Origin of the sequence: Vibrio sp. Vb2131 (assembly GCF_033338535.1) — a bacterium.
Taxonomy (GTDB): Bacteria; Pseudomonadota; Gammaproteobacteria; order Enterobacterales; family Vibrionaceae; genus Vibrio; species Vibrio alginolyticus.
Window position 1 is genome coordinate 1 of record NZ_JAWOSW010000026.1, and the last position, 12,210, is coordinate 12,210.

The 12,210-nt window shown below is 41.5% G+C and carries 11 protein-coding genes and 2 pseudogenes; 10 read left to right on the forward strand and 3 right to left on the reverse strand.

Annotated features, from left to right (window positions below; genetic code table 11):
- Nucleotides 1–1,186 precede the first annotated feature (1,186 nt).
- The 9 genes and pseudogenes from R7E38_RS20765 (at nucleotide 1,187) to R7E38_RS20805 (ending at nucleotide 8,656) form a co-directional block, all read left to right on the forward strand.
- Nucleotides 1,187–2,086 carry an immunity 49 family protein gene (locus R7E38_RS20765; protein ID WP_226084322.1) on the forward strand — a complete coding sequence of 300 codons (900 nt, stop codon included), beginning with the start codon at nucleotides 1,187–1,189 and terminating at the stop codon, nucleotides 2,084–2,086.
- Nucleotides 2,087–2,391: 305 nt separating this feature from the next.
- Nucleotides 2,392–2,835, forward strand: a complete 444-nt coding sequence (locus R7E38_RS20770; protein WP_169644514.1) for an SMI1/KNR4 family protein — start codon at nucleotides 2,392–2,394, stop codon at nucleotides 2,833–2,835.
- Nucleotides 2,836–2,994: 159 nt separating this feature from the next.
- Nucleotides 2,995–3,894 carry an immunity 49 family protein gene (locus R7E38_RS20775; RefSeq protein ID WP_064353925.1) on the forward strand — a complete coding sequence of 300 codons (900 nt, stop codon included), beginning with the start codon at nucleotides 2,995–2,997 and terminating at the stop codon, nucleotides 3,892–3,894.
- Nucleotides 3,895–3,966: 72 nt separating this feature from the next.
- Entirely contained in the window at nucleotides 3,967–4,224 is a 258-nt protein-coding gene (locus R7E38_RS20780) for a hypothetical protein (protein ID WP_128740512.1), read from the forward strand.
- A gap of 428 nt (nucleotides 4,225–4,652) precedes the next feature.
- Nucleotides 4,653–5,207, forward strand: coding sequence for an imm11 family protein (locus R7E38_RS20785; protein ID WP_033905294.1), 555 nt, complete (start codon nucleotides 4,653–4,655; stop codon nucleotides 5,205–5,207).
- A gap of 88 nt (nucleotides 5,208–5,295) precedes the next feature.
- Nucleotides 5,296–6,187: pseudogene (locus R7E38_RS20790) on the forward strand (type IV secretion protein Rhs); the annotation flags it as partial.
- Nucleotides 6,188–6,439 (forward strand): hypothetical protein, encoded by a 252-nt coding sequence (locus R7E38_RS20795; protein ID WP_226084297.1) that lies wholly within the window; start codon nucleotides 6,188–6,190, stop codon nucleotides 6,437–6,439.
- Nucleotides 6,415–6,993, forward strand: a complete 579-nt coding sequence (locus R7E38_RS20800) for an ankyrin repeat domain-containing protein (protein ID WP_225452442.1) — start codon at nucleotides 6,415–6,417, stop codon at nucleotides 6,991–6,993. The genes R7E38_RS20795 and R7E38_RS20800 overlap by 25 nt, the downstream gene beginning before the upstream one ends.
- Before the next feature lie 442 nt (nucleotides 6,994–7,435).
- Nucleotides 7,436–8,656, forward strand: a pseudogene (locus R7E38_RS20805) (ammonium transporter).
- 32 nt (nucleotides 8,657–8,688) lie between these two features.
- On the opposite strand, the gene R7E38_RS20810 reads toward R7E38_RS20805, so the two are convergent.
- Entirely contained in the window at nucleotides 8,689–8,862 is a 174-nt protein-coding gene (locus R7E38_RS20810) for a hypothetical protein (protein ID WP_169628679.1), read from the reverse strand.
- A gap of 118 nt (nucleotides 8,863–8,980) precedes the next feature.
- On the opposite strand from R7E38_RS20810, the gene cobB reads away from it, so the two are divergent.
- The gene (gene cobB, locus R7E38_RS20815) at nucleotides 8,981–9,712 is read left to right on the forward strand and encodes a Sir2 family NAD+-dependent deacetylase (protein WP_005377522.1); all 732 of its coding nucleotides are present in this window, start codon (nucleotides 8,981–8,983) and stop codon (nucleotides 9,710–9,712) included.
- 88 nt (nucleotides 9,713–9,800) lie between these two features.
- Here the strand turns inward: cobB and R7E38_RS20820 are convergent, their stop codons facing one another.
- Together R7E38_RS20820 and R7E38_RS20825 are read right to left on the reverse strand one after the other, a co-directional pair.
- Nucleotides 9,801–10,838 carry an extracellular solute-binding protein gene (locus tag R7E38_RS20820; protein WP_005377521.1) on the reverse strand — a complete coding sequence of 346 codons (1,038 nt, stop codon included), beginning with the start codon at nucleotides 10,836–10,838 and terminating at the stop codon, nucleotides 9,801–9,803.
- A 249-nt stretch (nucleotides 10,839–11,087) separates the two neighbouring features.
- Nucleotides 11,088–12,119 carry an extracellular solute-binding protein gene (locus R7E38_RS20825; RefSeq protein WP_017634902.1) on the reverse strand — a complete coding sequence of 344 codons (1,032 nt, stop codon included), beginning with the start codon at nucleotides 12,117–12,119 and terminating at the stop codon, nucleotides 11,088–11,090.
- Nucleotides 12,120–12,210: the final 91 nt, after the last annotated feature.

Below are 12,210 nucleotides of genomic sequence, written 5' to 3' on the forward strand. Positions count from 1 at the left end.
GATCAGATTTTAGAAGCAGCAAAAGAGTCATCTGTCGGAGAAGATGGCGTTCGTTCGCAAGTCAAAATCCGAAAACCAAAAGGTAAAAAACATATCAGAAGCTCTAGTCAAAATTCCAGTCAATGAATTAATAAAACTAACGGTATCTCGCCCTTTTTGGGGGCATTAAGCGTTGGATGGGAGCCTACGAGCGATTTTTACCCAGCAGTCGGTGAAGGTGGAGTTAATCAATTTCTAGGAGAAACTAAAAGTTGGGACGATAGCTAGGTTATCCCATTACAAAGTTGAGGATAAAATGAATTTTGAAGATGATCTTGTGACTATACTCATAAATTTCAGAGATAACATTATTAATGATATGGCTCTTAAAAAGTGGGTTACTAATAATGAGTGCGATTTAAAAGCCTTGCTAGGAAAGTCGGGCTTACTTTGAAAATAAATAATGGTGATAGAAAGGCAGTTACGTCTGTAATTGCTCAATATAGTGGCTCGGAAAAAACTTATTTTATATAAGGAGGGCCCCTTCAAAGGCTTGACCGACGTTGAGTGCTGTGAAACAGCAATTGCTATGGCAGTTTCTAATGGAATTCTAAAAAAGTGCCTCAACCTCATTGGTTTCAGCCGTCCACTAAAGAGATCGGGGCCGCCGAGTTTTACGAATCTATAGGCAGTAAATCTGTTTGGAATCTGGTAATCCCAGAGCGAGCATCTAGAGGGTACTGGAAAAAATAGGTTAGATCTCTATTTTTGGCGTTCATGTTTCGTGACACATGGCATTTTATGGCTAAGACTCAACGGTATGTCACTTAACTAGGAGTTGTCCCCTAAAAAATAATGGCGTGTTTTCTTACAACCAGGAGACTACGGTATGGCCTACCTTGTAGAAGAACCCAAAACCCAGGGAAATTATTCTCGTAGACGTTAAGAGGTATTAGCCCACTAGACAGCCGTAAGGTTGGAAATATGGCATATCAGCAAGGGACAACTGAATATGCAACTGCAATTACTGATCTAATGGCTCAAAAGGACAAAGATACAACCGAATAGAAAGCGGCCAGAAGTATAAAAAGTATTGAGAAAAAAAACTCCTGTTAGATATATTCACACCGCAGCGGCTATTTCTGATGCTGGAGAGGTTTCTTCAGTTAATGTAAAAGAATTTAACGCAGAATTAGGACTGGATTAAATGTCTGATAATAAAAAGAAAGTTAGCATGAGGAGAAAGGCGGAACCTCAATTGACACCAAATGATCTCGCTGACTACCAAATGTATATCAATGAAGATTTAGATGAGCGCAAAGAGCTAATAGCAATCCGCAGGGAGAACTTAGTCGCTCTTAGCGACGACGTTTCAGAACAAGTGAGGTGGTATAGTTGCTTTCCATCTTCAATAGAAACTGAACAAATCGGAACACTTTGCCTTTATGAGGCATCATTGATGCGTGCTTTTTACCATCAACTTGCCATTAAACCAAATGAACCTCAAAGCGTTAAATTACCTGATTATCCAGAAGTGACATGGAAAGGCGAAGGTATTTTGAAAACTGGATGTTTACACCCTAATCGATGGTTAGATGCTTATTTTACTTCGGTGATTGTGCGTGACAAAGCTAGCATGGACGTATTGGCAAACTTTCCTATTTCTTTGATGAGACAGAGTTCTACCAAAGCGGGCGAGTTATCTTATATGCTAGTAGACGTCATTCAGTCGTTCCACAACCGCACATCGGACTACCCAGATAAGCTGGTTGCAGCAATGGACGCGGCGGTAGCTCAAGGGGATAACTGGGCGTTGGAAATTGCGATGGGGATCCTAGAAACCTTCGCAGCGCTCACTACTAATATTGGTTATGATTTTGAGGAAGTGCTCGTTAAAAACCTACAGTTCCAAGAGAAATATCATCTTCGAGAATTGGGACCAGATAGGATAGGCATCAGAACTTTTATCAACTTCCCTCTGCTTGGCATGGCATGTATGTGGTACGACAAAGGCAACCGTCTATCTATTGAAACCGGTTGGCTTCCACCCTATCTTGTTGAAGGACGTTGGCTAGAAGATGTAAAAGCAGGGAAGATCACTAGATAAATTCTCTTTACTTATAAGCCATCTTTTACGAGGTGGCTTATAAGTTTATGGTGAGGGGTTCGTTGTTACGCGATTACAAAAGAGGCAGCGAAGCGTTTTACTTCAAAGCAGTTGTTCAAAATGATTAAATCAGGAAGACTTCTCGACGGATTTAATCATTCACCATAAGACCTCTTTTATTTCGGAAAGGGGATAACTCGTTCAATAACTTCAGGGTAATGAATTCCAAGCCTCATCAGAAGTACAATAAGCGATTGCACTGGTACGATGAAGGCAAAATATATATCAAAAATAGAGTTTTAAATATGAGAAGCTTAGACGTAATGCTCGATCAATTCACCGAAAAAGAAGGGTTTGAGTGCTTTGGAGAGTTGAATGACGTATCAATTCATGAAATGGAAAATCAGCTAGGATTATCCTTTCCGGAGCCATATAAAGTTTTTCTAAGAAAATATGGTTACGTTGAGTGGTTTGGTCATACGATTTATGGATACTCTGAAGATGAGGACTATCTTACAGTTGAGCGCACTCTTGAACTTCGCGAGGATGAGATACCGAGTGATTTTGAGAAAATACCACAAAACGGTTGCGTATTAGAGCGCTATGCCGGAGGTGGCTACTACTTTTTATTTTCAAATGAATCAGAAAGATCGGGGCAAGTAGCCCTTTTCATAGATGAATTGTTTGGTAAAGAAGCCCAATCATGGACAACATTTGAGGCATTTTTGGAATATATGCTCAGCCTTTGAACTGTTGTTACATAGAGCCTCAATTTCGAAGCCAGGCGACTTTGATATGATTTACGAGGCACCAACTGAAATTACATACACAAGCAGAAATACCCTCTAGCGGTAAGGTTTCCAAGTTCAAAGCAAAAGAGTTTGATATAGATATAGGAGAGTTCAGAAGTGGTTGATAGCTCAGAGGTAAAAAAGGTTGAACGAGTAGCTCATGTTGAACTAAGTGATTTTGAAAGAGAAGCTTATCGAGAAGAAATAAAAGAGAGTTTAGACAAAAGGAAAAGGCGCATATCTATAAAAAGAGAAAACTTGGTTTACTTGAGCGATGGTATTTCTTATCAGCTCCGTCTGTATACATGGTTACCTCCATTAGACGATGATGAGAGAATCGGCACGCTATGTCTATATGAATCATCATTGATGCGTGCTTTTTACCATCAACTTGCCATCAAGCCAAGCGAGCCTCAAAGCATTAAATTACCTGATTATCCAGAAGTAACATGGAAAGGCGAAGGTATTTTAAAAACAGGCTTCATTTGCCCCTCAATGTGGCTAGATGCGTATTTTACCTCTGTCATCGTTCGTGACAAAGCTAGCATGGATGTGTTAGCGAACTTTTCGATTTCTTTGATGAGACAGAGCTCTACCAAAGCGGGTGAGCTGTCTTATATGCTAGTAGACGTCATTCAGTCGTTCCACAACCGCACATCGGATTATCCTAATAAGCTGGTTGCAGCAATGGACGCAGCGGTAGCTCAAGGGGATAATTGGGCGTTGGAAATTGCGATGGGGATCCTAGAAACCTTCGCAGCGCTCACTACTAATATTGGTTATGATTTTGAGGAAGTGCTCGTTAAAAACCTACAGTTCCAAGAGAAATATCATCTTAGAGAATTAGGGCCAGATAGAATAGGGCTCCGCACGTTCATTAATTTCCCTCTGCTTGGCATGGCTTGCATGTGGTACGACAGAGGCAACCGTCTATCTGTTGAAACCGGTTGGCTTCCACCCTATCTTGTTGAAGGACGTTGGCTAGAAGATGTAAAAGCAGGGAAGATCACTCAATAACACCCTTTAGTTAGCAATTCAGTCTATAAGCCATCTTTCTCTTGAAATGGCTTTATATTTATGGTGGGGAGTTTGTTGTTTGCCGAACGACCAATCATTCGTGGCATTATCAGAAAACCCAAAGTTAAAAATCATATTCGATATGAATACGATTTAGACCATATTGATTGCGAGAAGAACGAAGTTACTTTTCATCGTTATATCAATCATTCAGATGGTAGTAAACGCAAAGTTCAATATGTTGTAGGTATAGAGGAAATTGTCCAAATCATCCCCTTAAATAAAACTCAAAGGAGGGGAGTGTTGCGAATTATTATGGCGGTTCTTTAAGAAGAGGTTGTGGGCTCAAGTTAAATAACGAAATAGTTGGCGGGTTACCTGAAAACCATGCTGGAAATCACCAAATTAGTATCAATATTGCTCAGGAATATCCGGTCATGCATAGAGCTACCGAACTTGATTACAACATTAACAGAGGTGCAAATGGGATTGCACTTCCAACTAATATTAAAACATCTGTCGAAATAGGCCTTCCCTGACACGTGGGTAGACATCTAAGTGCAAGGCACCAAGGTTCTCAGGTGCTTTAGTTCGACGAGAAATGAGAGCGTTGTAAACTAAGTATGGTCGTGGTTTGATCGATGATATGATTTTTGTAGATGAAATTGGAAAACAGAAAGTAACATTAGGAATGCTCTGGAAAAGAATGAAGCTCGATCGCAATTGGATGATCCGCAATGGAAAAGTAGGAAGTAGTAATGACACTTAAAATTTGGACCAACAAGGTAGATAGAGACTCCGATTTTACTCAAGGCAAAGTAACGCAGTCTAGTGTATTAATAGGATTGAATCTGACGGGAGGCGTTGCCCTAGGAGACAAATGGCCAAAAGTTACTATTGATGTCATATCAGATGACAAGCCTGCGGATAGTTTTCTTAGTGGTCCTTTATTAATCGTGAGTCGACGGTTATCTGATTTAATTTCTAAGCACACACAAACGAGTGAAGTTGAATTCCTACCGATTGAGGTTAATTACCAAGGTAAAAGTTTTGGTGAATACTATTTTTTAAATGTTCTTGCGATTTGCGATTTACTGGATAGAAATCATTCAATATTTAGTGAGTTTGATGGAGAGGTTGATTCAATTGATCGAGTTGTCCTTAAGAAAGATATTGAAATGCAGAAAACTATATTTCAACTGGATGCTATCGAGTGGTTATTATGTGTCGATGAAAAACTGGCTGAATTAATCGAGAACAAAGATTTTTCAGGAGTGGTATTTAAGTCAGAAAGTGAATGGCGTCCTTTTTAGAGCTCCTCGGGTATTTTTTTAGCCATCTCTTACGAGGTGGCTTTTATATTTATGATTGGGAGCTTGTTAGTTGAACTGTCAATAGTGGCATTACCAATATGCAGTCAATCCTATCCAGTGGATTGACCCAACAGGCTTCTTGTGTGAAGAAGGGCTAAAACGCTTGGGTCAAATGTAGGCAGAGTATCAGGCCCAAAGCGATGTCCCCCAAGAGGTTTGCGATCAGATTTTAAACGCTGCAAAAGAGTCATCCGTCGGAGAAGATGGCAGCAGACACGAAGTGCAGTATGTTGTTGGGATTGAGGAATTTGTCAATGCGCATGTTTTTGACTCTGAGAAAGTTGGCGGGGAAGAAGGTTGCACGATCTTCACTGAAGATCTTGTGCTGAATAAAGCAGAGTATAAAAAAACTCAGAAATCTATATGAGTGATTATGAGCTAATAAAACGAAACAAAGCAAAAATTGAAGAGTGTTTGAAAGAACGTTAAGAGGCTAGGAAGGCTCGAACTGGCGAAGATGGATATAACGCTCAAATCGCCAAGATTAATCAGAAATCTGCAAAAATTGGTGAGTTAGCCGCGGATGACTTTGTCCGGAGTAAACGTCCTAATGCTAAGCTGCTTCATCCCTAAGGTAAATTTAGAAGCCGGGCGATTTTGATATGGTTTACTAGGTGGCAGAGCCGCCACTAGGTGAAATTATAATTGTTGAGGCCAAAGGAGGGAGCAGCCCGCTGCGCAGCCGTAAGATAGGTAACATGGCATATCAGCAAGGGACAACTGAATATGCAACTGCAATTACTGTTCTAATGGCTCAAAAGGACAAAGATACAACCGAAGGAAAGCGGCCAGAAGTATAAAAAGCATTGAGAAAAAAAACTCCTGTTAGATATATTCACACCGCAGCGGCTATTTCTGATGCTGGAGAGGTTTCTTCAGTTAATGTAAAAGAATTTAACGCAGAATTAGGACTGGATTAAATGTCTGATAATAAAAAGAAAGTTAGCATGAGGAGAAAGGCGGAACCTCAATTGACACCAAATGATCTCGCTGACTACCAAATGTATATCAATGAAGATTTAGATGAGCGCAAAGAGCTAATAGCAATCCGCAGGGAGAACTTAGTGTGGGCTCCAAATCGGATTCAAGGTCAGTATGATATTTATGCGTTGCGGCAGGTTGTTGATACTCTTAAAGTGACAGATAAATGTTGGGTAAACGCGGTGATATAGTTAATGCTTTAAAATTACTGGTTAAAACCGCAGCTGAGGAGATAAATATGGCAGGTGAGCATAGCGCAAAAGATGTAATGGCCGCGATTAGATCCGGTGACGTGAGTGAGGTTGAAAAAATTCTCTCAGGAGATGACAAATTACTTCATCTAATTACGCCTCTGGGTTCTTGGTTGCATATCGCAACGGAGCAAGGGCAAGATAAAATTGTAGAGCTTCTGGTGAATCTAGGTATTGATGTAAATGTTAAGGGGGGGCCTTCAGGTGTAACTCCTTTAAATACAGCTGCATATGAAGGTCATTTAGACTTACTTACCTATTTTCTAGAAAGAAATGCAGTGATGGATATATCTGAACCAGACCGCAACCCATTGTTTGCTGCGATCCATGCAGGTCATAAAAATATTGTGGAGCTATTACTAAAAGCTGGTATAGATACAAAGGTAAAATATACTGGTAACTCTATGAAAGACATGGACGCTATAGCGTTTACTTATGAGTGGGGACGCAAGGAAATCGCAGAAATGATTAAAGAGCACAATAGGCACGCTTAGTAGAAGTTAATATGGTACGACAAAGGCAACCGTCTATCTGTTGAAACCGGTTGGCTTCCACCTTATCTTGTTGAAGGGCGTTGGCTAGAAGATGTAAAAGCAGGGAAGATCACTCGATAAACTCCTTTAGTTAGCAATTCAGTATATAAGCCACCTCTCATGAGGTGGCTTTTACGTTTTGTTGAGCTATATGGTGCGCATTATGTTGGTGCACTAAAACCACATTGGTGCATTTATTAGCATGTTAAACACCATTTCAAGAATACCTAATTTTATTAAAGTTCATACAAAACAATAAATTAAAGCGTAAGTGTTAGAAATATAAATTATGGAATGAGAATTGCTCTGTTAGACGCTCTATAAATCAAGTTCACCAAATTGGTGATGAGCCTAACTTTGATGCACAGGATAAGTGCGCTACAGATCAATGGAGACAATTATAATGAGTGTAACTGCCAATCAGGTACACGGCGCTGTACAAACTCTCACGCAAAGTTCCGACACACTTTTCTTACTACTTGGCGCAATCATGGTTTTTTTGATGCATGCTGGTTTCGCTTTTCTTGAAGTAGGAACCGTGCGCCAAAAGAACCAAGTTAATGCTTTAGTTAAGATATTGGTTGATTTCGGTATATCCGCCATCGCGTATTTTTTTATTGGATACTGGGTCGCTTATGGCGGCACCTTCTTTGCTGATGCTGAGACATTATCTCAAGGCAATGGTTACGAGTTAGTGAAGTTCTTTTTCTTGCTGACCTTAGCTGCAGCGATTCCCGCTATTGTTTCAGGTGGTATCGCAGAACGAGCTCGTTTTTATCCGATTCTAATCGCAACATTTTTCACTGTCGGCATCGTATACCCGTTATTTGAGGGAATGATCTGGAACGGAAACTTTGGTGTTCAAGCTTGGTTTGAAAATACCTTTGGTTATGGCTTCCACGATTTTGCAGGTTCAGTCGTTGTACATGGTGTTGGCGGCTGGATAGCGCTTGTTGCCGTCGTGTTTTTGGGCATGAGAAAAGGCAGAGTTCGAGCAGGAAAGCACACCAACTTTGCACCTTCGAATATTCCTTTTTTGGCCTTGGGAGCTTGGATCTTATGAGTGGGGTGGTTTGGCTTCAACGTCATGTCAGCTCAAACTGTGTCAGGCATAAGTGGCTTGGTGGCTATGAACTCATTGATGGCAATGGTCGGAGGCATTGTCGCGTCATTGTTGGCTAGTAAGAATGACCCTGGCTTTATTCATAACGGCCCACTGGCTGGCTTAGTTGCTGTATGTGCGGGCTCAGACTTAATGCATCCTATCGGTGCTTTAGTGACAGGTGCGATTGCTGGCGTGCTATTTGTTTATCTTTTTACCCACCTACAAAACAAAACCAAGATTGATGATGTGCTGGGTGTCTGGCCTTTACACGGTGTATGTGGCGCTTGGGGTGGTATTGCTGCGGGGATCTTTGGCCAAAGCTCGTTGGGTGGGCTAGGGGGCGTGAGCATTATCGTTCAGTTTCTAGGAACGCTTTTGGGCATTTCCATCGCTGTGCTTGGGGCACTTGCAGTCTACGGCGCGATTAATACCAGTATGGGACTAAGGCTTTCAGAAGAAGACGAATTCAATGGCGCTGACCTAGCCATTCATAAAATATCTTCGACCAACGAGGATTGAGGCCAATATGGGAGCGGCATAAAGCCGCTCTTTTAGCAATTGCCTTTCTTGGCTTGGCCTGGAGGACAGAAATTACCATTACCTCGATGGTCATCATCATTGGAGCTGACTCTTACCTTTACATCATCGACTTCGCCTTCAACATTGGTAAGTTGACAGCCTGCCAAAGTCATAAGCAATATAAACGCTAGAGATACTTGTCTCATTGCTGTTCCTCTTAAATTGTAATTCTAATAGTGACCATTACGACTATGGTCTAATCCATATTACTACTGTTGCTATTCTTTCAGTGTTAAGCTAATGAAAAAACAGCAAGGATGAGTTATGAATTTCCCTTATAGAAATATTGTAGTACTTACTGGTGCAGGTATCTCGGCCGAATCTGGTATTCAAACATTTCGTGCGCAAGATGGCCTTTGGGAGAATCACCGTATTGAAGATGTAGCAACACCTGAAGGGTTTGCTCGCGATCCGGACCTTGTTCAAGATTTTTACAACCAACGCCGCAAGAAACTTCAAGATAATGCGATAAAGCCTAATGCAGCGCATGAAGCATTAGGTCGGCTAGAGGCTGAGTTAGAAGGTAAAGTGACGGTCATCACTCAAAATATAGACAACCTTCACGAAAGAGGTGGCAGTCAGAATGTGATTCACATGCATGGTGAGTTGCTCAAGGCGCGCTGTAGTGAATCTAACCAAGTAGTAGAGCACAATGAGGACATTAAGACAGGCGAACTTTGTCACTGTTGTCAGATCCCTTCACAAATGCGACCACATATTGTTTGGTTTGGTGAAATGCCACTGCGAATGGGTGATATCTACGCGTCATTAGAAGAAGCAGATTTGTTTATTTCTATTGGGACTTCTGGCGTTGTGTATCCCGCAGCAGGTTTTGTTCATGATGCAAAAATGCACGGCGCACATACCATTGAAATTAACCTAGAACCTAGTGCGGTAGAAAGTGAATTTGAGGAAAAACGCTACGGAAAAGCAAGCGTTGAGGTTCCAAAATTAGTTGACGAGATACTGGCTCTAGAAGGAAAAGAAAGAGCGTAATAACTTCAACAGGAAGAGTTTTTGTCTTGTCATTAAGAACAAAAAAGCGGCTCATGAGCCGCTTTTTCATATCTTTAAAACTAACGAATTAGTTGTTCACTTTTAGCTTTTGGAAGTACTCATCGTACATTACGCTCGCTTCGCCAACTTCATCTTGCCAAGTACCGCTGTCCATCACTTCTTGTGGTGGGAAGATGCTTGGATCATTAGCAAATTCTTTCGGTAGCAGATCGTGTGCCGTTTTAACTGGCGTAGGATAACCAATCTCTAGTGCAATCTTAGCTGCGTTCTCAGGACGTAGTAGGAAATCGATCATCTTATGAGCTGCGTCAACGTTCTTCGCACCAGCTGGAATTGCTAGGCTGTCCATCCAGAAGATAGTGCCTTTTTCTGGCCAGATGATGTCGATGTTCGCACCTTCTTGACGAGCCATGTATGCAGAACCGTTCCAAAGCATGCCTAGTGAAACTTCACCCGCAAGGTAAGGGTTTGCAGGAAAATCTGAGTTAAATACTAATACGTTTGGCATTAGCTTTTTCAGTTCTTCGTAAGCGGCTTTGATTTCTTCTGGGTTAGTCGTGTTTGGTGAGTAACCAAGCTTAGTCAATGCAATGTGGAATACTTCGCGAGAATCATCCATCAGCATTAGTTGACCTTCCCACTTGCTATCCCAGAAATCATCCCATTTAGAAACCGATGACTTGTCTAGCATGTCAGCATTGATACCAATACCGGTCGCACCCCAAATGTATGGGATAGAGTAGTTGTTGTTCGGATCGAACGGTTTGTTTAGGAAGTTAGTATCAAGATCGGCAAAATGAGATAATTTCTCTTTGTCGATCTGTTGTAGCATGCCTTCTTTACGCATTTTAGAGACGAAATAGGTAGACGGTACTACCAAGTCGTAACCAGAACCTTGAGTTTTTAGTTTTGCATACATACTCTCGTTAGATTCGTATGTAGAGTAAATAACTTTGATTCCAGTTTCTTTTGTAAAGTCTTCAAGAACTTCGTTTGGAATGTATTCCGACCAGTTGTAGAAATACAGTTCTTGATCAGCAGCCATTGCAGGGGTAGCGATGAGCGTCGCTGCACATAGAGCGCTTGCGTAGAATTTACTTTTCATTTGTTTTCCGTTTTGTTTCGCGATTGGACAAGTCAATACTAGTTGGAGTTATCAATTTGAGCCAAATCGCAGTAAGCACAAATATGTTCATTTAGCTTGAATATCGTTGTCTCCTTGTTATGAGACGATAAATCTATGATACCAAGACAAATAAACCTAGCAACGCGCGATTATATCAGCCTAAGACAAAAATAGGCAGCGTATTGCTGCCTATTTTCCTATGGTTGATGACTTGTTACACAAGCTAGATTATTGTCCCGCTTTCAGCTTGAGGAAATAATCTTCGTACTTAACGGTTAGATCACCAACCGCATCTTGCCATTCAACGCGGTCAAGGTCTTCTTGAGAAGGGAACAGTGGGGCAACGTCTTTAAACTTAGCATTCGATTCTTCCACCGCCGTTAGGTAGCCAGTATCACGAGAGATTTGCTCTGCGATTTCTGGGCGCAGTAGGAAGTCAATCATCTTGTGAGCGGCTTCTACGTTCTTCGCACCGGAAGAGATAGCGAAGTTATCAACCCAGCCGATACCGCCTTCTTTAGGAAAAACGAGTTTAAGGTTCAGGCCTTCACTTTGTGCCGCTGCGGCGCTACCGTTCCAAAGCATACCAACGCCCACTTCACCAGACATGTAAGGTGCGCCAGGGTTGTCAGAGTTGAAAACTAAAACGTTAGGCATCAACTTTTGTAGCTCAGCGTACGCTTCATCGATTTGCTTAGGGTCTTTTGAGTTACCTGAGTAGCCAAGTTTACGCAGAGCGATATGGAACACTTCACGAGTGTCGTCCATCAACATTACTTGACCTTCAAGCTCAGGCTTCCATAGGTCAGCCCAGCTTTGGAAGTCGTTTGGATCGTACATATCTGCGTTAACCGCTAGGCCTGTAATCGCAACAACGTGTGGGATAGAGTAGTCGTTACTTGGATCGTAAGGCTTGTCTAGGTAGTTTTTATCTAGGTTGCCGAAGTTTTTCAGCTTAGTCTTATCGATCTTTTGTAGCATGCCTTCGTCACGCATCTTCGCCACGAAGTACGTTGAAGGTACTACTAGGTCATAACCTTGGTTATGGGTTTTTAGCTTTGCATACAAAGTTTCGTTCGACTCGTAAGTCGAGTAGATCACTTTGATGCCAGTTTCTTTAGTAAATTGCTCTAGGATATTACTGTTGATGTAAGGACCCCAGTTCATAAATACTAGTTCTTTATCATCCGCTGTCGCTGTACCAGAGAACAGAGAAAGCGCACATGCACTACCAGCTAATAGAGTAGCCCATTTTTTCATTGACGTTAGCTCCAAACCAAACGTTGTCCAATTTTGGACGATAGATAGAAAAACAGAATGGCATGTAACCATTCTGTTTCGTGATGTTAAC

Excerpts from the sequence above, each read along its gene's own strand:
- R7E38_RS20820 (WP_005377521.1), bottom strand. The coding sequence starts at position 10,838 with ATGAAAAGTAAATTCTACGCAAGCGCTCTATGTGCAGCGACGCTCATC.
- R7E38_RS20795 (WP_226084297.1), top strand. The coding sequence starts at position 6,188 with ATGTCTGATAATAAAAAGAAAGTTAGCATGAGGAGAAAGGCGGAACCT.
- R7E38_RS20785 (WP_033905294.1), top strand. The coding sequence starts at position 4,653 with ATGACACTTAAAATTTGGACCAACAAGGTAGATAGAGACTCCGATTTT.
- cobB (WP_005377522.1), top strand. The coding sequence starts at position 8,981 with ATGAATTTCCCTTATAGAAATATTGTAGTACTTACTGGTGCAGGTATC.
- R7E38_RS20800 (WP_225452442.1), top strand. The coding sequence starts at position 6,415 with ATGTTGGGTAAACGCGGTGATATAGTTAATGCTTTAAAATTACTGGTT.
- R7E38_RS20765 (WP_226084322.1), top strand. The coding sequence starts at position 1,187 with ATGTCTGATAATAAAAAGAAAGTTAGCATGAGGAGAAAGGCGGAACCT.
- R7E38_RS20770 (WP_169644514.1), top strand. The coding sequence starts at position 2,392 with ATGAGAAGCTTAGACGTAATGCTCGATCAATTCACCGAAAAAGAAGGG.
- R7E38_RS20825 (WP_017634902.1), bottom strand. The coding sequence starts at position 12,119 with ATGAAAAAATGGGCTACTCTATTAGCTGGTAGTGCATGTGCGCTTTCT.
- R7E38_RS20810 (WP_169628679.1), bottom strand. The coding sequence starts at position 8,862 with ATGAGACAAGTATCTCTAGCGTTTATATTGCTTATGACTTTGGCAGGC.